Genomic DNA, 20,964 nt, shown 5'->3' on the forward strand with positions numbered 1-20,964 from the left:
GAAGGTACCTAGATTCATACGTTAAGTACAGTATGAATTATCGGCGGACCGGTCCGGTCGACTCGCGGACCTTCAGCTCGGGCAGCACGAACTGCTGCACGACCGGCGCCTCCGGCTCCCGCAGCCGTCGCATCAGCGTCCGCACCGCCAGGCGTCCCACCTCGGCCTTCGCCGGCGAGAGCGCCGTCAGCGGTACCTCGGCGAGATCAGCCACCTCGTCGTCGTAGCTGATCAGCGACAGGTCGTCGGGCACCCGCAAACCGCGCTGGTGCGCAGCCGTCACCAGCAACGCCGCCTCACGGTCAGCCACGCACACGGCCGCGGTGACCTTCCGTTCGAGCAGCTTGGTGACCAGGTCCGACGCGTCCGCGGGCGTCCACCGGCGCGGCGCGTCCACCTGCACCATCTCGTGTCCCGCCTCGGCCAGCGCGCCGCGCATGCCCCTGGCGACCTGGTCGAGGTGCGGGCTGCTGCGCGACAGGAACGCGATCCCGGTGTGGCCGAACTCCAGCAGGTGGCGAGCCGCCGCGTAACCGCCCGCGATCCGGTTCGTGCACACCAACTCGTGCTCGTCGTCCTCGGTGCCGAGCCACCGTTCCACGGTGACGATCGGCACCGGCAGCGCCTGCAGCCTGCTCAACGCCGCCCTGGCACCGCCGGGCGGCAGTTCGGGGGCGATGACGATCCCCTGCACCCCGGTGGCGAGCATCCGGTCCACCACCTCGCGTTCGCGGGCGAGGTCGTAGTCACTGCTGCTGAGCAGCATCTGACCACCTGACGCGGCGATCTCCTGCTCGATCGCGGCGATCAACCGCGGGAAGTAGTACGTCATCGAAGGCATGCACACGCCGATCACCGGCCCGGTCGAGGACGTGCCCGCCACGCCGGACTGCTCGACGTACGTTCCGGAGCCCTGCCGCCGGTAGACCAGGCCGTCGGCGACGAGCAGATCGACCGCCCGCCGCACGGTGTTGACGCTGACCCCCTGCTCCGCGGCGAGCTGCTGCTCGGTCGGCAACCGCCCGTCCGGCCAGCGCAGTTCGGCGATCCCGCGCCGCAGCTCGTCGGCCAGTTGCCGCGCCTTGACCCCCCGGGGCACCCGGTCCGGCGCGGCACCCTTCGCACGATTCATACTCTATTCATACCTCATGGCGACCTGGGTTCACCCCTTGAGGATCACCGACCGGGTCAGGTGCCGCGGCTGGTCGGGGTTCAGGCCGCGTTGCCCGGCGATCCGCACGGCCAGCCGCTGGACGAGGACGAGCTCCGCCACCGGGTCGAGCCCGTTGGCCACGTAGGTGCCACCCGTGGCGGCCACGTCGCCGGACAGCCCCTCCGGCTCGTCGCCGAACATCCACGCGACCCGGCCGGGGCTGGTGATGCTGATCGGGCCGTGGCGGTAGTCCATCGCGGGGTACGACTCGGTCCACGCCCCGGCGGCCTCGCGCATCTTGAGCGCGGCCTCGTGGGCCAGGCCGACCGTCCACCCGCGACCGAGGAAGGTGAACTGCTCGGCACCGGTCCACGCCGGGGACAGTTCCGTCGCCAGCGCACGTTCGGCGTCGGCGATCGCGGCATCGACGTTCAGGCCGAAGTGCCTGCGCAGCAGGGTGAGGACGCTGGTCGCGAACCGCGTCTGCACCACCGACGCCTCGTCGGCGAAGTCGAGGACGACGGTCTCGTCCGCGATCTCCCGCACCGGCGTGGTGCCGTCCGCCGTTAGCGCGAGGGTCGGTACGCGCAGCGTGCCCAGAAGATCGAGCACCTCCGATGTCGTTCCGGAACGCGTGATGGCGACTACGCGGTCATAGTCGCGCGCGCCGGGGAACTCGGACGCGGCGAAGGCGTCCGTGACACCCAGGCCGAGTGACTCCCGAAGCGCCGCACAGGACTGAGCGATGAACCAGGAGGTGCCGCAGCCGACGACCGCGACGCGCTCGCCTCGGCCGGGAAGCAGGTCGCCGACGTCACCGGCCAGTTCGGCTGCCTGCCGCCAGCAGTCCGGCTGGCTGGCGATCTCCACCCCGACGTGAGTGAACGTGCTCAAAGGACCCTCCCGGGGTACGCAGTGATGTTCATTAGTGCTTCTAATGTGCACCAAGTTTGCATCATCTTGCAATAACTTCCCAGCACCCGGTCTTCCGGCGGGTTCGTCCAGCGCCACTCCCACATCTGCACAGCCAGGCTTCACCGTGCCGAGATCGACGTCAGGGGTCATCGTGGACGTGTGAACGCCCGCGAACGCCAGCGTGTTCAATCGGTGACAGCTTGGTTGTTGACTACTGCTCAAACCGAAGGAACTATGTGCACAATCGCTCAGCAGTGACGCAAGGCACAGCCAGGGAGTGCATCGTGACCCGTACCAAAGCCTTCCCCGCCAGAGCAGCCGCGCTGCTCTGGACGGGCGCCCTCGTGTTGACCGCCGCCGGGTGCGGCGGCGGTTCGGATGACTCGAGTGCATCCGACAAGTCCTTCACCTACTGGTCGATGTGGAAGGAGAACGAGCCACAGGCCAAGGTGCTGGCACAGGCGGTCACCGGCTTCGAGCGCGACACCGGCATCCACGTCGAGGTGCAGTGGCAGGGCAGGGACGTGCTCAAGAAGGTCGTGCCCGCGCTGCGCGGCGGCGACGTGCCGGACCTGATCGACCAGGAGCAGAACAAGGTGCAGTCGAGCCTGGTGTCCTCGGACCAGTTCCGGGATCTCACCGGTGTGTACGGCGCGGAGCTTCCCGGCAGCGGGCGCAAGGTTTCCGACGTGCTGGACGCGAAGAACACCGAGCAGCTGAAGAAGGACGGCAAGGCGTTCCTGGTGCCGTACGAGGTGATCGGGCACGGCCTGTGGTTCAACGGTGCGGCGCTGCCCGACGTGGTGAAGACGCCGCCGAAGAGCTGGGACGAGCTGGCAGCGGTGTTCGCCAAGCGGAAGGCCGAGGGCAGGGCACCGATCGCGCTGGACGCCGACATCGCCTCCTACAACTCCTACTGGACCATCGGCGCGCTGCAGGGCTCGCTCGGCGCGGGCAAGGTCAGGGATCTCGCCGGCGACAAGAGCGGCAAGGCGTGGGACACCCCCGAGGTCCGCGAGGGGCTCGCGCGGGTGAAGGACCTGGTGGACAAGGGGTACTTCATCAACGGCTACGACGGTTCCAAGTGGCCGGCCGTGCAGGAGAAGTGGGCGCAGGGCCAGGCGGACTTCCTGTTGATGGGCTCCTGGGCGCCGAGCGAGGTGGGCGGCAAGGCCGCGCCGGGCTTCCAGTTCCACTTCACCCCGCTGCCCGGCGCGAAGAACGCGGTGCCCGCGAGCACGATCGGCTTCGCCATCCCGAAACCGGCCAAGCACGCCGCGCCGGCCGAGAAGTTCATCGCCTACTTCCTCAAGGACGAGAACCTGGCCAAGATCGCGACCGAGACGGGCAACCTCACGCCGAACCCGGCCCTGCCCGCTCCGGAAGCGCTCAAAGGCCTGGCCGACGCGCTGAAGACGATGCCGGTGTCGCGTCCGTACGACGGGATCGACCAGATTCCCGGTTACGTGGACGAGGTGTTCCACCCGGTGTCCGACCAGCTGATCAAGGGCAAGACCGACGTGGCCGGGTTCCTCTCCCAGCTCGCCGAGAAGCAGGCGAACTACTGGAAGAAGAACGGCTGATGGCTGTTGCGTCCGCGACGGCGGTCGCCGGGCGTGGGGTGCGGCGGACGAAGGCGTCCGCCGCATCGCTCACGCCACTGGGCCGTCGCCGCCGCGCCCTGTTCTGGCCGTTCATCGCACCGGCCCTGGTGCTGTACCTGGTTTTCTTCGTCGGCCCGGTCCTGGCGTCGGTGTGGGTCAGCTTCCACCGCTGGGACGGCGTGGGTGACCTCGAACCCCGTGGACTGCAGAACTACGAGATTCTGCTGGGCGACTCGACGTTCATCGACTCGTTCGCCAACACGATGCTGATCCTGGTCGGTGTCGGTGCCGCCACGTTCGCCCTGTCGTTCGCCCTGACGATGGTGTTGCGCGAGATGCGCGGCCGCAAGTTCGTCCGCGCGGTGCTGTTCTTCCCCTACATCGTCTCCCCGGTGGTCCTGTCGGTGCTGTGGGGCTTCCTGTTCCGCTCGCCGGAGGGCCTGCTGACCACGTTGTGGCACGGGATCACCGGCAGCACGCCGAACTGGTTGGGCGACAACCTGTTCACGGTGATCTGCATCGGTCTGGTCTGGGTGAACACCGGCTTCTTCACCACGATCATCATGGCCGGCGTCGACCGCATCCCCGCCGACCTGTACGAGGACTCGGCGTTGGCGGGAGCGACGGCGTGGCAACGGTTCTGGTACATCACGCTGCCGCTGACGTGGGACGTGGTGGCCACCGCCGCGGTGATCTGGACGATCTCCTCGCTGAAGATCTTCGAGTTCATCTACGCGTTCGGCGGCACCACCAACGACATGCCCACCGTCGAGGTGTGGAACAGCGCCCTGTTCATCTACGGCTCCACGTTCGGCGGCCGCAACCCGCAGTTCCAGTTCGGCTACGCCTCGGCCTCCGCCGTCGTGATGCTGGTCGTCGTGGGTGTCCTGGTCGTCCTGCTGCGAAGGGTGATGCGCCGTGCTCAGATTCAGTTCTAGGGACGGTCACGGCCTCCCCCACCGCGTCGGAGTAGGCCTGGTCTGGCTGCTCGCGATCTTCAACATCGGTGTGCTGGCCTGGATGGGCCTCGCCGCGCTGCGGGAGCACACCGCGATCTTCAGCGACCCGTGGGGGCTGTCGACGTTCGGCGAGTTCGGCAACTTCCTCAAGGCGTGGGACGAGAGCGGATTCGGTGCGGCCACCCTGAACACCGTCGTACTCGTCGCCGGGTCCGCGGTGGTGCTGGTGGCGATCTCCGCACCGGCCGCGTACGCGCTGGCCCGCTCGGGCACGCGGATCTCCGGCGTGATGGCGCTCTTCTTCGCGCTGGGCATCGGAATTCCGGTCCAGGTCATCGTGATCCCGCTGTTCGTCATGCTGGAGAACATCGGACTGATCAACAGTCTCGTCGGGCTCTTCATCCTGTACGTCGCACTCTCGTTGCCCTTCACGGTCTTCCTGCTGACCGCGTTCTTCGGGTCGTTGCCGGAGGAGGTCGAGGAAGCCGCCGCGATCGACGGCGCGGGACCGTTGCGCACGTTCCTGCAGATCTCGCTGCCCCTGGCCCGCGGTGGGCTGATCACCGCGCTACTGCTCAACGCGATCGGGCTGTGGAACGAGACGTTCCTCGCGCTGGTGTTCATCCAGGACACCGATCTGCAGACACTCCCGTTGGCACTGCTCGGTTTCATGCAGAGCCAGCAGTACTCGGGCTCGGACTACGGCGCCCTGTTCGCCGGCGTCTGCATCCTGGTGCTGCCCATGTTGTTGCTCTACGTCTGGCTCGGCAGGCGGATCGTCGAGGGCATGACCCTCGGAGCCGTCAAGTAGTACCCATCGTCGTTCCACAATGGACACAATCCGTTCGGGAGCACGCTTTGAGAACCCTGACTCGACGCCGCCTGCTCACAGCAGCGGTGATCGCGCCGGCCCTGGCCGCCTGCGGTGCGACAGCCCACGAGGCGACGTCGTTCACGTACTGGTCGATGTGGAAGGAGAACGAACCACAGGCGCACGTGCTCGCACAGGCGATCGCCGACTTCAAACGCGACACCGGCATCACGGTCGACGTCCGCTGGCAGGGACGCGAGGTGCTGACCAAGCTGGCGGACGACCGTGACGCGGTGCCGGACCTGGTGGACCAGGAGAACACGAAGGTCCGTGCGGCTCTGGTCGCGTCGCGCGGCTTCCGCGACCTCGCTCCGGTGCTCTCAGCGCAGGTACCGGGGATGGGCCGCACCGTCGGCGAGTTGATCTCCCCCAAGTACCTGGAGTCGCTCCGGCAGGACGGTCAGATGTTCCTGATGCCGTACGAGGTCATCGGCCACGGCCTCTGGTTCGACGGCTCGGCGATGGCCGCAGTGGCCGACGAGCCTCCGAGGACGTGGAACGAGCTGGCCGCGTTGATGGCGAAGTGCAGGAAAGCGGGTCGCGCACCGATCGCACTGGACGCGGACATCTCCGGGTACGGCTCGTACTGGACGATCGGCGCGCTCCAGGGTGCTCTCGGGCCGGGAAAGGTCAGGGAGCTGGCTCGGGACAGAACGGGCCGCGCCTGGGAGAGACCTGATGTCCGTGAGGCGGTGACCAGAGTGAAGTCCTTTGTGGACCTGGGGTACTTCGACGCTCGGGCTGCCGACTCGCGCTGGCCGTCAGCTCAGCTGGACTGGGCCCGGCACAAGACCGACTTCCTGCTGATGGGCAGCTGGACACCCAGTGAGATCGGCCCGTCCGCGGTGCAGGGTTTCCAGTTCCGCTTCGTGCCGCTGCCTGGTGCGTCGACCGCGGTGCCGGTCAGCACCATCGGTTTCGCCATCCCGGCGACGGCCGGCCGGGCGTCACTGGCGGAGCGGTTCATCGCCCACTTCTTCAAGGACGGCACGCTCTCGAAGATCGCGACGGTCGCGAAGAACCTCACCCCGAACCCGGAGCTGCCCGCGCCCGACGACCTGGCGGACGTCGGCAGGGCACTGGCGGCCCTGCCCGTGTCCCAGCCGCTCGACGGCATCCTCGAGATCACCGGCTATGCCGCGGAGGTGTTCGAACCCGTCAACGACGAGCTGCTGAAGGGCAGGATCGACGTGGCGGGGTTCGTCGCGGAACTGGTGCGGCGGCAGGCCGACTACTGGCGCAAGAACAGCTGAGCCCGTCGAAGGCGAACTTGTAACCGGGACCGGTCCACGCCACGTCCGTCTTCACCACGCGTGAGCCCGAGGCCCCCTGCCGGGGAGCCTTCACCCCCGGACCCCATCGGCAGCCCCCAGTTGGGCGGTGTGGCCGCGCCCCCCTACGCCGCGGCCACACCTGGCTCTACAACCGCACCAGCTTCATCCCGGGGCTCTGCACCTCGGGGTTCGCCTCCTCGGCAGGCGTCTCCGCCGGTTCCGGCGACCGCAACGCCCTTCCGGTGGCGAAAATCGACTGCCAGGTGTCCCAGACGGCGATCAGCGCGGCCGACAGCACGACCGAAACCGCGACGGCGAGCACCCCGTCGTCGTCGAGGCGCACCACGGTGGCCACGACGGCCCAGATCTCGACGGCGGTGAAGACGACCGCGAGCAGCACCCGTTCGGTGTGCTTGCGGCGGGCACGCGCCATCTGCTTGCGGGAGTTGGCTTCCGGCAACGGGTGGCGCTTCATGACGGCTCCTGATGTGTCCTCGGCTTCTTGTCCACCAAGGAGAACGCCATCGAGCCGGAACGTTTGCGTCAAATGCCGCACAGGGACCGAAGTGCGTCCTCACGTAGAATTTCGACGCTGGTGCGGCGCGTCTCGATGATCCCCGCCTCCCGCAACGTCTTCAACGCCCGCACCAGAGTCTCGCGCGAGATGCCCGCGATCCCTGCGAGTTCGCGCTGGCTGAGCGGCACCGTGGTGATCATGTCACTGGCCCCGCGGTGCGCGAGGTCGAGCAGCACGGCGGCCACCCGGTGCAACGAGGGCCCGGTCCGGAGGTCCTGCTGATCGCCCGTGGCACGCTGCCGCGACACCACGACGCACAACACCGCCCACACGATCTTCGGGTGTTCCTCGCAGAGCTTCTTCAAGGCCTGAGCGGAAATCACCATGCCGCTCACGGCGTCCACCGCGGTGACGGTCGAGGTACGGCCCCCGCCGTCGATGGCGGAAAGCTCACCGATGATCTCACCGGGCCCCCGGACCGCGAGCACGGCTTCCTCGCCGCTGAGGGTGAACCGGCTGACCCGCACCCGACCGTGCGACACGACCAGCATGTTCCGCGACCTGTCCCCCTGATGGCAGATCACCGATCCGGCCTCGAACGTCACGCGGGTCGCCGCGGCTCGCAGGGCCGCTTGGTCGGTGACGTCGAGTATCTCCCAGAACGACTGGTCGAGCCCCATACATCCATGATTCACGGATCAGGACGGCGGTCATTGCCCCGATCGATCTAATCCACCGGGTTCGAACCGGTGGTTGTAACGGCCGGCGCCGGCTTCCCGAAGATCCCGGCGGGTCACGCCGGTGGCCCTGCTCGTCCTATCGGCTGAATTCTCCGGCCGGGTGTGCCCATCCGCTCGTTGGTACCGAGCGACAGCTGCTGTAGTTACCCCGCGGGGGCGTCTGCGGGGACGAGATGCCGAAGGGTGGAACCAGGCGTTGTGCGTCAATCAGCGCACAGCCCGGCCGGTTGGTCTGGTACACGACGAATCGGGTCGCCGGCTGGTGCCGGCGTGACGTCGTGGAGGGAAGGACGGTCGTGTCGCTCTCACCACCGACCGAGCACAGGACGATCGTCGTGGTCGACGTTGCGGAATTCACCCGTGAGGACAGAACGCTCGCGCATCAGCTCGCGGTGCAGGAGGGCCTGTACGACGTGCTGAGGGCCGCGCTCGCCGCCGCCGGTGCCGATCCCGGCGGCTGCGTCATCGAGGATCGGGGTGACGGCGCCCTGATCCTGGTTCCGCCCTCCGTGTCGAAGAGCGAGCTCGCCGACAAACTGCCGGACCGCCTGGCCGCCGAGCTCCGCCGGTACAACGCGACTCACGATCCGGCGGCCCAGTTCAAGCTCAGGGTGGGGCTGCACGCAGGCGACATCCGCAGGAACGAGCACGGCTGGGTGGGCAACGCGGTGGTGCTGGCCTGCCGCATCCTCGACGCGGAGGAGGCGAAGGCGGAACTGCGCGGGTCGGGGCAACTGGTCGCGTTCATCGCCAGTGCCTACTTCTACGACGAGGTGATCGCGCAGGACCCGGCCAGCGCACCGGAGTCGTACCGCCGCATCGACGTCTCCGTGAAGTCGTACGAAGGGCACGCCTGGCTGCGGCTCCACGGCGGCGGCTGGGCGCCGAGTGCCGTGGCCGTACCCGATGAGGACCTCCTCGTACGCGACCTGTTCCCCGGCGACGACTTGAAAGTCCTGCAAAGCCTCCTGTCGGGTGTGGAGACCGCACGCCTGCCGATGATCGTCAGCCGCGCCACGCACTCGGCGATTCCGGTACCCCGCTTTCGCTCCGTCTGGGACGCTTTTCTCCATCTGGCCGATGTCAACGCCGGCCCGGACGGAATTCCCCCTGCCCTCGAATTTCTGGCGCTGCTCGCCGCGGACCTCGGTGACGACAATGCCGCCGAGCTGGCGGCCTGGGTTGCGCAGAAGATTCACAATCTGCGACGCACCGGCGAGCAACGGGAACGCCAGGCGGTCAGAATTCCGCTGCCCGCCGAACCGCGGCTGTACCTGATGATCATGATCGAGCTGGACGCGATCGACGACAGCCAGTGTGTTCTTTCCTGGTGGCGTCAAGACGATCCGCTGGAGTGGCCGCCACTCCGCGGCGGGGTGTGCGAGCTGGCCGTGGACGAGCTGGAACAGCGAATCGACGACGTGATCGTCGAAGCCGAGGGCGCATGGTCCGACCAGGCTATTTCCGTCGCCCTGGAATTCGTCGTGCCCCGCCCGCTCCTGCAAATTCCGATCATGTCCTGGCGGAAGGAACACCGGTCGGGATACCCGAAACCTCTGGTATACGATTACCCGCTGGCGCTCAGGTCTCTGGAGCGAATGCGGTCCGCTCATTGGCATCGCCTGTGGCGCATGAGGTGGGACTCCGCTGCCGATGACAACATGTCGTTGCGGCGAATTCACCCGTACGGATCAGGGGAAACCAAGGAGAATCCGATCGACGCCGTGCTGAGTGAGACCACGTGGGTTGGGTTGGTCATGGACGAGCCACCTTCCGCGCATCCGGATCCGAGCGCCGGACCCGACGCGCTGACCGCCGCGTTGCGAAGTGGCGTGCCCTTGATCGTCTGGCACCCCCGGGCGACTGCCGAGGACCTGCGTGAGCTGGTGGGCCATCTGCTCAACGGTGGCGACATCGGCGGGGTGCCCGGCCGTCATCGCGAAGCCCACCTGGCCGCGACCGACCACGACCTCGTCCGGGATCTCGTGGTGCTGCTCGACGACCCGCATCGGAAAATCGTTCCAGGCGGATCTCTTTCGCCGACGTCGAGTGGGGGCGCGAAATGAGCGTGCACGAACACCGAACAGACGGCCAGCGCGTTGGCATCGATGCACCTGACTGGTGGATTTACCGCGGCACTGGGCGCGAAATCCACGACATCGACCTCGCCGAGATACTTCCGCCGCCACCGCCGTGGCGCGATTTCGACGGCGGCCCGCTTCCGGAGAAGGATGTTCCGCCGGACGACGACGGTGAGGCCGATCGCAGGTTGGGACCGGAAATACACCTGGCCGAATCCGATGTCGACGCGCACGAGCTGGACATGGTCAACGCGGCATTGTACCTGCGCAGGCCGCTTTTGCTGACCGGAAAGCCCGGCGTCGGGAAGTCGAGTCTGGCCTGGCGGATTGCCAGAGAACTGCGGCTCGGACGAGTGCTCAGGTGGTCGATCACCAGTCGTACCACGCTGAATTCTGGTCTGTTCGATTATGACGCGATTGGCAGGGTTCAGGCCGCCGCTGCCGGTCAGGCCCGATCAGGTGGCGCCGAAGAAGCATCCATCGGCGAATTCGTCAGACTCGGCCCGCTGGGTACGGCGTTCTTGCCCAGCAGACTTCCGCGAGTTGTTCTGATCGACGAGCTGGACAAGTCCGAATCGGATCTCCCGAACGATCTGCTGAGCATTTTCGAGGACGGCGAGTTCGTCATCCCGGAACTGGCTCGCGTGCGCAACCAGACGCGCGAGGTCACCGTCCACACCAACGATCCCAACGGCACGGCGACCGTCGTGGACGGCAGGGTCGGCTGTCGCGCGTTCCCGGTCGTCGTCATGACGAGCAACGGAGAGCGCGAGTTCCCGCCCGCGTTCCTGCGCCGGGTCCTGCAACTCGAGATCAAGGACCCGACGGTGGAGCAGTTGGCCGCCATGGTGGCCAACCACCTGTTGGACACCAAGGGCGAGCACCGCGAACGGCTGGTGCGCGAGTTCATCGAGAAGAGCCGCGCGGAGGGTGGGCTGCCAGCCGATCGCCTGCTGGACGCCGTTTTCCTCGCCACCTCGGGCGCGTACCAGCCGGACGACGTGTCGTGGCAGCGGCTGCTGAACGCCATCTGGCGCAGACTGACGACGGGGCAGTGACGTGGACGGCCTCGAGGGCTTGGACTGGCCCGAAGTAGCGGACGTGCTGTGGCTGGCCGCCGCGATGCGCGGCGGGACGACGGAGAGCCGCGACCAAGGCGATCCGGATCCGCCCGGCCCCGTGCTGCCAGAAGCCGTGAAGCCGGTACCCGCCGAGGCCGTGGATGACGAGGCGCCTGTTCCCGACGCGCCGGTTTCGCATGAACCAGAACCCTTCCCCGCGGCGGCACCGGACGAAGTCGCCAGGACACCGCTTCCACGCCCGCCGAGCCTCGACGAGAACGGCCACCGGGATCTGCCACCGGCCGCCGCCGTGGTGCCCGGACTGGCCGAGACGCTGGAGTGCTTCAGGGCGTTGCGGCCGCTGAAGCGCGAGATCGCCTCTTTCCGGGACGGCGCAACGGTTCTGGACGAGGTCGCGACCGCGGAGCAGGTTGCGCGAACCGGCAGCTGGTGGCCGATCACCCGTTCGAGTCCGGAGCGTTGGCTCGATCTGACCGTCGTTTTGGACGACAGTCCCTCAATGTCGCTGTGGCGGCCGAAAGTCGTCGCATTCATGGAGATGCTCACGCGACTGGGGGCCTTCCGCACGATCCAGTTCCGCTTGGTCGACGTCGTCCGCAACGAGGACGGCACGGAGGTTCCGGTTTTGCGCGGTGGTACGCCTGGCGCGCCCGCGCGTGACCCTGCCGAGGTGCTCGACGTCTCCGGACGCCGAGTCGTGCTGCTCGTGACCGACGGGGTCGGAGGCGTCTGGAAGCCGGGCCTGCTGAACCCGATGCTGGCTCGCTGGGCGCGGTCCATGCCGGTGAGCGTGCTGCACATGTTGCCCCAATGGCTCTGGGGCCGCGGCGCGGTACCGCTGCACCGGGCGAACCTCAGCGTGCCGGCCGCGTTGCGTCCCAACAGCCGCTGGACGTTCGACCTGCCCGATGCCTGGCTCGACGACGATCCGGCTGCGGCGCTGCGCGACGATGCCGTACCGGTGCCGGTGATCGAATTGCAACCTCGGTACCTGAGGTGGTGGGCGCGGCTGATCACGGCGGGGCACCGCCGCCCGGCCGGCGGCACGGTGCTGCTGGTCACCCGCGAAACACGAGCCGTGCCGGATGACGACGTATCGGCAAAAGAGCACGTCGGCCGGTTCAGAAGCCTTGCCTCGCCGCCCGCTCTGCGTCTCGCGACGTTGCTCGCCGCGGTCCCGGCCAACCTCGAAGTCGTGAAACTCATTAGCCGGCGATTCGTCCCGGAGGCAGGACCGGAGCACGTCTCAGAATTGCTTATGAGCGGTCTGCTGGACTATTCTTCGGCTCCCAAAGACGACAAGTCCACCTGGGACTCCAGCACCTTTGTCTTTCCCGAGAAAGTACGTGAGCTGCTGCTCAACGGCGCTCGCCGGTCCGAGACCGCGGGCGTCGTGCGAACGGCTGCGGCCGAATTCGGGGAGCACATTCCGGCACTCGGGCGTCTCATGGAAGCGATAGCGGACCCGGACAACACGCCGGACCCGGTGCCCTCTAGTTCCAACGCTGCCGAAGTCGGGCTGCAGCGTGCGGTGATGGGGGCGTTGTCAGGGCCTTACCTGTCGCGCGCGGATCGGCTGAGGAATGCGGTGGCACGCGACGTCGTGCCATCTTCTGAATCAATAAAGTCAACAAGGATGGCGAGCAAGGACATGCCCGATACGGCCGAGCGCCCCAGCAAGTCGACGGTATCCGATCCACAGGCGCATTCCGTATCGGCCGCGGTGTATTCCGCCGGGTCGCGCGATGTCGGCCTTCCTGAGACGAGCGGTATGACGGTTCATCCCGCATTGAGTTCGCGAACGTTTCACGAACGAAGGTCGGATGATCCGCCGATCGTCTGGGGAAATGTGCCGCCGCGAAACCCGAACTTCACCGGGCGCGTGGAACTGCTGGAGCAGCTCGGCAAACGTCTGACCGCAGGAGGCGCCACCGCGGTTCTCCCGTCCGCGCTGCACGGCATGGGCGGTATCGGCAAGACCCAGATGGCGACCGAGTACATCTACCGCCATCTGCAGGACTACGACCTCATCTGGTGGATCGAGGCGGCCCGCCCGACCCAGATCCGCGCCGGCCTCACCGAACTGGCGCGTCAGCTCGGGCTGCCCGGTGCCTCCGACGCGAACACCGCCGTGCCCGCCGTGCGCGAGGCGCTGCGCGTCGGCCGTCCGTTCCGCCGCTGGCTGCTCGTCTTCGACGCGGCCGAGAGCCCGGAGGAAGTGCGCCCGTTCTTCCCGGCCAACGGTCCCGGCGAAGTGCTGATCACCTCCCGCAACCCGGACTGGGCCGGCGTGGCCCGTCCGCTGGAGCTCGCGGTGTTCGACCGCTCGGAGAGCATCGAGCTGCTCGGCAAACGCGGCCCGGAGATCGACGAGGGCGACGCGAACGTGCTGGCGGAGAAGCTGGGCGACCTCCCCCTCGCCATCGAGCAGGCGGCGGCCTGGCGCGCCGTCACCGGCATGCCGGTGAGCGAGTACCTGCGGCTGTTCGACGAGTCCGTCGCGGAAATCCTCGACACGTCCGCCCCGACTGACTACGACCTCTCGGTCGCCGCCGCCTGGAACGTGTCGTTCGACGAGCTGAAGACGAGAAACCCGGCGGCACACCAGATTCTGCACATCTGCGCCTTCTTCTCGCCGGAACCGATCTCGCGCGACCTGTTCACCGGGGTCAGCCGGGTGTCGATCTCCCCGGAGCTGGACGCCGCCCTGCGCGACCCGATCAAGCTCGCGAGGGCCATCCGCGACATCAACCGCTACGGGCTCGCGAAGATCGACCACGGCAACAACACCTTGCAGCTGCACCGGTTGGTCCAGTTGGTGCTGCGCAACCGGACCATGGCGCCGCAGGTGCACGCGCAGATGATGCACGGCGCGCACCAGCTACTCGCCAGTCTCGACCCCAACGACCCCGAGTCGAGCCGGCACTGGCCGCGCTACCGCGAGCTGCTGCCGCACGCCTACGCGTCCGACATCGTCGACTGCGACGACAGCTGGCCACGGCAGCTCATCATCAACCTGATGCGCTTCCTCTCCGCCTGGGGCGACCACGAGGAGGCCGCGCGCGTCGCCGAGCGCGCGAGCGAGAAGTTCGAGCGCAAGCTGGGACCCACTCATCCGCAGACGCTGGAAGTGGCCTCACGGCTCGGTTTCTACCTGTGGGGCGTGGGGCGGTACGAGGAAGCCTCGCGGGTCAACCAGCTCACCCTGCAGCGCCAGATCGAAGTGTCCGGAGAGGACAGTGAAGAGGCACTCGCACTGCAGACCAACATCGTGATCGACTACCGGGCGCAGGGCGACTTCGCGTCCGCCGCGAAACTGAGCGAGGAGATCTACCACAAGTCCAAGCGGCTGTTCGGCGAGGACGATCCCGAGGCTCTCAACGCGGCGTACCAGCACGGCATCAGCCTCCGGCTGTCCGGTGAGTACCTGGCGGCGGCCGAGCTCGACCTCGACACCGCCGACCGCAGGAGCAAGGTGCTGGGCCCCGACCACCAGAGGACGCTCAGCAGCTACGCCTCGGAGATCGTCGACCGGCGCGAGGCGGGTGACTACCTGCGGGCGCGGATCGACCAGGAGAAGTTCACCGAGGTGTTCCGGGCGCGGTTCCCCGCGGACCACCCGGAGCAGGCGACTTTCTCGTTCCTCCTGTCGGTGGCGAGGCGCAAGGACGGCGACCACGCACGGGCGCTGGAGCTGTCCACGCCGGCGCTCGCCCAGTTCAGCCTCCTCTACGGACCCGACCACGAGACCAGAATGGCGTGTGCCCTGGCGCATTCGATCGACCTTCGCCACTCGGGAGACCTGGCCGGGGCGAAGAAGCTGGGCGAGGACACGTTCGAGCGGTACCGGCGTGGTCTCGGGGAAGCCCATCCCCACGCCATCGCGGCGACGGTCGACCTGGCGGTGACGATGCGGCTCAAGGGAGAGACGGCGGAGGCGAGGGTGCTCGACGAACGGGCGCTGGAACTCTTCCGCAGTGGTCTCGGTCCGAACCACCCCTACGCGATCGTCGCCACGGTCAACCTGGCGAGCGACCTAGCGGCTCTGGGCGAGACCGAGCGCGCGATCGCGCTGGGCCAGGACGCCGTGGAGCGCGGCGGGCGAGTGCTCGGCGCCAACCATCCCACCGTGCTCGCCGCGGCGCTCAACCTCGGCCACGACCTGCGGGCGGCAGGCCGGGAGGAGGAAGCCGCGCCCTACCGCGATCCTGTGGTGGACCGGTACCGCAAGGTGCTGGGCGAGGCGCACCCCGGAACCATCGCGGCGGCCAAGGGGATGCGGGCCAACTGCGACATCGACCCGTTGCTGATGTAGGAGGACTCATCCGGAGACGAGCTGGCCGAGCCACCAGGCGAGCGTCTCCGGAGTAGGTACGTCACGTGCGGTGCGCCGGAGTTCACGGTGCACCGCACGCACCATTTCAGGGCAGTGCAGCAACGCGCGTGCGGCCGGGTTGGGTCCGGCCCCGTTGAGGGCGAGTCCCAGCCCGACGAGTGACGCCGGCCGGTCGGGATCCTCGCGCAGCTCCGCGCGGTAGCTCCGGGCGGCGTCGGCGCGGCGGCCGGTCGCCAGCGCGTAGTCCGCGTAGGTGGCGCCGGGAACCTCCGGCCACAGCTCGTGCACGTCCTTGCTCCCGCGTTTGCCCAAACCGAGGCGTACCAACGTGGCACGGCTGCGCGACCACGGTCCGTCCGGCACCGGCGTCGGCGGGAGGTCGGGCGGGGACAGGACGACCGGCGGCCTCGCCCGACCGGCCAGCCAGGCGTCGGCCGCCGTGGAGACCATCGCGGGATCGGGACGCAGATGCCGCAGCCTCCACCCCGCCCGGTGGTCGGACGCGAGCAGCTCGGTCAGGTCCAGGACGTCCTCGGGCACCGGTTCGTGTCGCCACGGTTCGAGCACCTCCGCGACACCGGCGAGAAACCGTTGCCCGGCTTCGGTCAGCGTCGAATCGCGGCGCAGAGTCCGGAGGGTGCGCCAGGTCTGGTCGCGCCAGTAGGCGAACTCGAACCAAGCGCGCCGCGACTCGCCGCTCTCGGACTGAGCCGTCCTGCGCCAGAACGCGGTCACGCCGAAGAACGCGTAGACACCCGTGAGTGCTCCGCCGAGAGGCCGGGGGTCGTCGCGCCACGGCACGTAAATCCGCTCTGTGCGGTCGTTTTCGTAGAGCTGTGTCAGGTGGAGGATGCCCCCCAGCACGATGTGCTGGAACTCGTGCACCAACGTCGCGGCGAGGTCGAACGCGTCCACCGGCAGCCCGATCACCGCGCTGCCGAAGGCCTCACCGGTCGACGCGCTCGGGGTCTGGAAAGGCACGTTCGGCTTGGGTACCAACGAATCCAGGCCGGAGGCGACCATTCCGGCGAGCTCAGGAGTGGCGTCGAGCAGGAGTGCCCAGGCTTCGCCCAGCAGCCGCCGCCACGTGCCGACCTCGGCTGCCTCCAGGCGTTCCGGTGGCAACGGCTCGTGCAGACCGCGATAGGGATCGAGGTCGTCCAGCGTCACCGAAAGCCGATTCCTTTCCGCGCCCATGCCGCACGAGCGCAGGGCCCACCAGCCGGGGGCATCGGAGTCGAGCCTGACAGGCAGCCGGACCTCACCGTTCTCGCCGGATACCGTGTAGCGGCCGCGTCGTCCTCGCACCTCGGCTGTCGAGAACCGGGCCCTGGCCGGCAACCGAGCCGTCCCGAGCGAGGGCAGGACCGCGTTGCCGTCCCACAGCGGCACGGAGATCTCGAAGTCCAGATCGGCCGTGATCGCCGCGGCTGCCGCGAGCGCGTGCACGTGGCCGACGTGAATCCACAGTGGACAAACGCCGTCGGCGCCGTGTGCCAGCAACCGGGTCGTGTAGCCGGCCCAGCTTCCGGTGTACGGGTGCGCGAACGCGCGGTCGAGCGAAGCGGGCGACACGTTCTCGACCCGCGCGAGCAGGTCCCACACCGCTTCGAGCGGAGGCAACGAGCCATACGCCCCCGGCGTTTTCGCGGAGGATTCGAGTAACGCGTGCACCAACAGTTTTCGTCTGCTGAGTTCGGCTCCGCGCAACCGGCCGATCATCGACGCATCACCGCGGAGGCGCGCGAAGGCGTCGAAATCACCCCACGACATGCGGTGGAACGGGGTGGAATACGGCATGATCAGTCGATTCGCTCACCACCCGACGAGCTGGTGCTTCTGTAGCCCTGGCTCACGAGACCGGTGCGCTCGACGACGTGCCGCAGCGATCGCCGGAGCAGGTCGCTGTCGAGATCGCGCAACCTGGTGAACGGAACGCCTTCGAGGTCGATCAGCGCGGATTCCAGGTCCGGCTCCAAGCCCGATGAGCTCATGGTGTCGATTCCCCTCACGCCGAGTGCCGGTCGGTGCAGGCAATCCCATGATGGCGCAACAACGACGCGTTCAGGTAGGCCGATACCTTGCGTTTCCCTGCGCCGAAACGACCAGTGGTTGCAGAGGTGAGCCGTCGTCGGCGCTGCTGGCCTGGAATTGGACAGGAAATGGAAACCTTTTGGCCAGCACCGCTTTCAGCGGCGCCGGCGCACCGCCGCGACGGCTTCGGCGATGCGCGCGTCGAACGCGGCGAGCTGCTCGGCCTCGGCGGGATCGGGAACGAACGGGCGACGCTCGCAGGCCGTGCCGCCGCGCCAGATCCGTTCGATGCCGCGCACAGCGGAGATGTCCGTCAGCGGATCTCCTGACACGAGAACCAGATCCGCGCGCTGCCCGACCGCGACACGTCCCCGGTCCGCGAGGCCGAACACCTGTGCAGGAGAGGAAGTCGCGGCAGCCAGGGCCTGCGCCGGGCTGAGACCGCACCGGACGAGCAGCTCCAGTTCCCGATGCAGGCTTGCGCCGAACTCGGTCCCGGGGTTCGGGGCGTCGGTGCCCGCCAGCAGCGTGACTCCCGTGTCCACCAGCCGCCGCACGTTGTCCTGCGCCCGCGAATACGGCCGGCTGCTCGCTCCGAGAGTGTTCTCGACGGTGGCGAGCGTCGGCCCCACCGCGATTCCGGCCATGCGCTCGACCAGAGAACCAGGCAGCTCCGCGTCCAACGGGATGTGCGCCACCACGTCGGCACCGGCGGACACGACCTCTTCGAGACCGGCCGTCGAGCTCACGTGGGCGACGACGACCAAGCCGCGCGAGTGCGCCGCCGTGACCAGCGCCGTGATGGTCGAGGGGTCCAGCGACGGCCACCGGCCACCGACGCCGGAGAAGATCTTCAGGTAGTCCGAGCCCTCGGCGATCCGGTCCGACACGAACCGCGAGGCCTGGTCAGCGGCGGTCAGCGTCGGGAACGGGTCGTACATCATCGACGGGTGGCCGCCGGGCGCGGTGGCACCGACACCCGCCGACCGCACGTCCGCCGCGTCGGCACCACGAGCTCGCTCCCGCGCGGCGGCCACGACGTCCGGCATGCTGAACATGTCGAGCACGGTGGTGACGCCGCAGTTCAGCGACTGGACGAGAGCGCCGGGAACGAGGTGCACGTGGGAGTCGATCAGACCGGGCAGCACGGTCCCGCCCGCCGCGTCCACGACCTCGTCGCCGGCATGGGCGCCGGAGCCGGCCGAGCACTCGGTGATCAGCCCGTCCGCGAACCGGACAGAGGTCCAGTCCCGCGACGTCGTCCCGTCGAACACCCGCGCGTTCACGATCGTCGTCGCCACGGTAGGAGTGAACCATGACCGATCGCAGCGCCCGCTGGCAGCAGTACTGGGACCGGAAGTCCGCGACCTACGACGCGGAAATGGGTTTCCTGGACCGGAAACTCTTCGGCGACTCGCGCAGGTGGGCGTGCTCGCAGGCATCAGGCGAGGTGCTGGAGGTCGCCATCGGCACCGGGCTGAACCTGCCGCACTACCCCGAGGACGTCACGCTCACCGGCATCGACCTCAGCGAGCAGATGCTCGGCCTCGCCCGGGCTCGCGCCCACGACCTGCGGCACGGGGTGACCCTGCGGCAGGGCACAGCGCACGCCCTCCCGTTCGGCGACGCGGAGTTCGACACGGTCGTGTGCACCCTGGGCCTGTGCGCGATCCCGGACCACGAGACCGCGATCGCCGAGATGATCAGGGTGCTGAAGCCCGGCGGCCGGTTGATCCTCGTCGACCACGTGGAGAGCTCGTCCCGGATCGCGCGCGCACTGCAGTGGCTCGTGGAACGGGTGACGATTCCGATGGCGGGAGAGCACTTCCTGCGCCGGCCACTGCGTCTGGTGCAGGCGCACCAGCTGCAGGTCGAACAGCGGCAACGGTTCAAGCTCGGTCTGGTGGAACGGCTCGTGGCGAGGAAGGCCAGCGGACAGTAACTGTCCGCATTCGGTGAGACGCTCCCGCGCATGATCGGACGATGGCACGGCCTGGTGATCGACTGTCCCGACCCGCGGGCCCTCGCGGGGTTCTACGAGAAGCTGCTCGGCATGACCCGCGTGCAGGACGACCCCGGCTGGGTCGTCATCGGCGACGCACCCGACCGCCCCGGTGTCGCCTTCGCGCGGGTGACCGGCTGGACACCACCCGCGTGGCCGGGCGAATCAGCGCACATGCACTTCGACATTCGCGTGGACGATCGCAAAACTGCAGGTCAGAGGGTTCTTGAGCTGGGCGCGCGCAAGCTCGAGGGCGGCGGCGAGTCGTTCGACGTCTACGCGGATCCTGCCGGACACCCGTTCTGTTTGGTGGCCTGGTAGCCGCACTTCATCGGCCGTGCATTGCCTGGACGCGGCGACCGGGCATTATGCGCAAATGACACTCCGGCAGGCGAGCGACTTCGCCCAGTTGTCCACCGAGATCAAGCAGGCCGGCCTGCTGGCTCGGCGGCGCGGTTACTACCTCGCGCGGATCACCGCGAACCTGGTGGTCTACGCGGGCGCGTGGGTGGCGTTCGCCTTGCTCGGGGACTCGTGGTGGCAGCTCGCCGTGGCGGTCGTGCTGGCCGTCATGACGACGCAGCTGGCGTTCATCGGGCACGACGCCGGCCACAAGCAGATCTTCACGGCGAAGCGGTGGAACCTGCTCACCGGTTACGTCCACAGCGGGCTCATCGGCGTCAGCCACGACTGGTGGGTGAGCAAGCACAACCGCCACCACGCCAACCCGAACCACGAGGACGAGGACCCGGACGTCGACATCTCGGTGCTGGCGTTCACGCAGAAGCAGGGCGAGTCCAAGCGCGGCCCGCTGCGGTGGATCGCCTCGCACCAGGCGGCGTTGTTCTTCCCGTTGCTGTTCCTCGAAGGCTACGCACTGCACTGGCACTCGATCCGGCACTCGGGCCGTGAGCGCTTCCTGATGATCGCGAACGTCGTCGTCTACCTGGCCGCGGTGTTCTGGGTCCTCTCCCCCGTCTACGCGGTCGCGTTCATCCTGGTGCACCAGGGTCTGTGGGGCTTCTACATGGGCTGTTCCTTCGCCCCCAACCACAAGGGCATGCCGGTGCTGTCGGCCGGGCACACCCTCGACTTCCTCCGCAAGCAGGTGCTGACCTCGCGCAACGTCCGCGGCGGCTGGTTCACCGACTTCCTGCTCGGCGGGCTGAACTACCAGATCGAGCACCACCTGTTCCCGAGCATGCCGCGCCCGGCCCTGAAGCACGCGCAGCTGATCGTCAGCGAGTTCTGCGAGAAGCACCAGATCTCCTACGCGCAGTGCGGCTTGTTCCGGTCGTACGGGTACGTGCTGGAGTACCTGCACGAGGTCTCGGCACCGATGCGCAAACCCGCCTGATTGTCCAAAAGTGGACAAAGGCTGACCAAAACGCTCGTC

At 68.0% G+C, this 20,964-nt stretch carries 17 protein-coding genes; 10 read left to right on the plus strand and 7 right to left on the minus strand.

Annotation, left to right across the window (positions count from 1 at the left end):
- Positions 1-37 precede the first annotated feature (37 nt).
- A complete protein-coding gene (locus tag UK23_RS08465; RefSeq protein ID WP_045310842.1) occupies positions 38-1,132 on the minus strand; it encodes a GntR family transcriptional regulator in 1,095 nt (364 codons plus the stop codon).
- Between the two features lie 30 nt (positions 1,133-1,162).
- A complete protein-coding gene (locus UK23_RS08470) occupies positions 1,163-2,047 on the minus strand; it encodes an SIS domain-containing protein (protein ID WP_045310843.1) in 885 nt (294 codons plus the stop codon).
- A 305-nt stretch (positions 2,048-2,352) separates the two neighbouring features.
- Between UK23_RS08470 and UK23_RS08475 the strand changes: the two genes are divergently transcribed.
- Genes UK23_RS08475 through UK23_RS08490 form a run of 4 tightly spaced genes read left to right on the plus strand, consistent with a single transcriptional unit; the run spans position 2,353 to position 6,755 of the window.
- Entirely contained in the window at positions 2,353-3,651 is a 1,299-nt protein-coding gene (locus UK23_RS08475; protein WP_156212956.1) for an ABC transporter substrate-binding protein, read from the plus strand.
- A complete protein-coding gene (locus UK23_RS08480; protein ID WP_052684473.1) occupies positions 3,651-4,610 on the plus strand; it encodes a carbohydrate ABC transporter permease in 960 nt (319 codons plus the stop codon). The genes UK23_RS08475 and UK23_RS08480 overlap by 1 nt, the downstream gene beginning before the upstream one ends.
- A complete protein-coding gene (locus UK23_RS08485; protein WP_196777662.1) occupies positions 4,591-5,442 on the plus strand; it encodes a carbohydrate ABC transporter permease in 852 nt (283 codons plus the stop codon). The genes UK23_RS08480 and UK23_RS08485 overlap by 20 nt, the downstream gene beginning before the upstream one ends.
- Positions 5,443-5,489: 47 nt before the next feature.
- The gene (locus tag UK23_RS08490) at positions 5,490-6,755 is read left to right on the plus strand and encodes an ABC transporter substrate-binding protein (RefSeq protein ID WP_156212958.1); all 1,266 of its coding nucleotides are present in this window, start codon (positions 5,490-5,492) and stop codon (positions 6,753-6,755) included.
- 166 nt (positions 6,756-6,921) lie between these two features.
- Here UK23_RS08490 and UK23_RS08495 read toward each other — a convergent pair whose 3' ends face one another.
- Both UK23_RS08495 and UK23_RS08500 read right to left on the minus strand, forming a co-directional pair.
- A complete protein-coding gene (locus UK23_RS08495) occupies positions 6,922-7,251 on the minus strand; it encodes a hypothetical protein (protein WP_052684474.1) in 330 nt (109 codons plus the stop codon).
- 68 nt (positions 7,252-7,319) lie between these two features.
- On the minus strand, positions 7,320-7,973 hold the full coding sequence (locus UK23_RS08500; protein ID WP_045310845.1) for a Crp/Fnr family transcriptional regulator: 654 nt from the start codon (positions 7,971-7,973) through the stop codon (positions 7,320-7,322).
- Between the two features lie 395 nt (positions 7,974-8,368).
- Between UK23_RS08500 and UK23_RS08505 the strand changes: the two genes are divergently transcribed.
- Genes UK23_RS08505 through fxsT form a run of 3 tightly spaced genes read left to right on the plus strand, consistent with a single transcriptional unit; the run spans position 8,369 to position 15,511 of the window.
- On the plus strand, positions 8,369-10,099 hold the full coding sequence (locus tag UK23_RS08505) for a hypothetical protein (protein WP_156212960.1): 1,731 nt from the start codon (positions 8,369-8,371) through the stop codon (positions 10,097-10,099).
- Positions 10,096-11,172: an AAA family ATPase gene (locus UK23_RS08510; protein WP_045310846.1), complete on the plus strand. Its 1,077-nt coding sequence runs from the start codon at positions 10,096-10,098 to the stop codon at positions 11,170-11,172. The genes UK23_RS08505 and UK23_RS08510 overlap by 4 nt, the downstream gene beginning before the upstream one ends.
- A 1-nt stretch (position 11,173) precedes the next feature.
- Positions 11,174-15,511, plus strand: a complete 4,338-nt coding sequence (gene fxsT, locus UK23_RS08515) for an FxSxx-COOH system tetratricopeptide repeat protein (RefSeq protein WP_269112250.1) — start codon at positions 11,174-11,176, stop codon at positions 15,509-15,511.
- Between the two features lie 6 nt (positions 15,512-15,517).
- On the opposite strand, the gene UK23_RS08520 is transcribed toward fxsT, so the two are convergent.
- From UK23_RS08520 to UK23_RS08530, 3 genes are all read right to left on the minus strand, one after another.
- On the minus strand, positions 15,518-17,332 hold the full coding sequence (locus UK23_RS08520) for an HEXXH motif domain-containing protein (RefSeq protein WP_045310847.1): 1,815 nt from the start codon (positions 17,330-17,332) through the stop codon (positions 15,518-15,520).
- Between the two features lie 2 nt (positions 17,333-17,334).
- Complete coding sequence (locus UK23_RS08525; RefSeq protein ID WP_196777663.1) at positions 17,335-17,526, minus strand: hypothetical protein; 192 nt, start codon at positions 17,524-17,526, stop codon at positions 17,335-17,337.
- 195 nt (positions 17,527-17,721) lie between these two features.
- Positions 17,722-18,867, minus strand: coding sequence for an amidohydrolase family protein (locus tag UK23_RS08530; protein WP_045310849.1), 1,146 nt, complete (start codon positions 18,865-18,867; stop codon positions 17,722-17,724).
- Between the two features lie 14 nt (positions 18,868-18,881).
- Between UK23_RS08530 and UK23_RS08535 the strand changes: the two genes are divergently transcribed.
- The 3 genes from UK23_RS08535 to UK23_RS08545 are packed head-to-tail and all read left to right on the plus strand — an operon-like array spanning position 18,882 to position 20,925.
- Positions 18,882-19,508, plus strand: a complete 627-nt coding sequence (locus UK23_RS08535; RefSeq protein ID WP_045310850.1) for a class I SAM-dependent methyltransferase — start codon at positions 18,882-18,884, stop codon at positions 19,506-19,508.
- 30 nt (positions 19,509-19,538) lie between these two features.
- Complete coding sequence (locus UK23_RS08540) at positions 19,539-19,889, plus strand: VOC family protein (protein ID WP_045310851.1); 351 nt, start codon at positions 19,539-19,541, stop codon at positions 19,887-19,889.
- 55 nt (positions 19,890-19,944) lie between these two features.
- Positions 19,945-20,925 carry a fatty acid desaturase family protein gene (locus UK23_RS08545; protein ID WP_045310852.1) on the plus strand — a complete coding sequence of 327 codons (981 nt, stop codon included), beginning with the start codon at positions 19,945-19,947 and terminating at the stop codon, positions 20,923-20,925.
- Positions 20,926-20,964: the final 39 nt, after the last annotated feature.

Origin of the sequence: Lentzea aerocolonigenes (assembly GCF_000955955.1) — a bacterium.
Taxonomy (GTDB): Bacteria; Actinomycetota; Actinomycetes; order Mycobacteriales; family Pseudonocardiaceae; genus Lentzea; species Lentzea aerocolonigenes_A.

Bases quoted from the DNA above. Each gene is read 5' to 3' on its own strand.
- UK23_RS08540 (WP_045310851.1), top strand. From the start codon at position 19,539: ATGATCGGACGATGGCACGGCCTGGTGATCGACTGTCCCGACCCGCGG.
- UK23_RS08535 (WP_045310850.1), top strand. From the start codon at position 18,882: ATGACCGATCGCAGCGCCCGCTGGCAGCAGTACTGGGACCGGAAGTCC.
- UK23_RS08545 (WP_045310852.1), top strand. From the start codon at position 19,945: ATGACACTCCGGCAGGCGAGCGACTTCGCCCAGTTGTCCACCGAGATC.
- UK23_RS08500 (WP_045310845.1), bottom strand. From the start codon at position 7,973: ATGGGGCTCGACCAGTCGTTCTGGGAGATACTCGACGTCACCGACCAA.
- UK23_RS08495 (WP_052684474.1), bottom strand. From the start codon at position 7,251: ATGAAGCGCCACCCGTTGCCGGAAGCCAACTCCCGCAAGCAGATGGCG.
- UK23_RS08525 (WP_196777663.1), bottom strand. From the start codon at position 17,526: ATGAGCTCATCGGGCTTGGAGCCGGACCTGGAATCCGCGCTGATCGAC.
- UK23_RS08480 (WP_052684473.1), top strand. From the start codon at position 3,651: ATGGCTGTTGCGTCCGCGACGGCGGTCGCCGGGCGTGGGGTGCGGCGG.
- UK23_RS08510 (WP_045310846.1), top strand. From the start codon at position 10,096: ATGAGCGTGCACGAACACCGAACAGACGGCCAGCGCGTTGGCATCGAT.
- UK23_RS08465 (WP_045310842.1), bottom strand. From the start codon at position 1,132: ATGAATCGTGCGAAGGGTGCCGCGCCGGACCGGGTGCCCCGGGGGGTC.
- UK23_RS08520 (WP_045310847.1), bottom strand. From the start codon at position 17,332: ATGCCGTATTCCACCCCGTTCCACCGCATGTCGTGGGGTGATTTCGAC.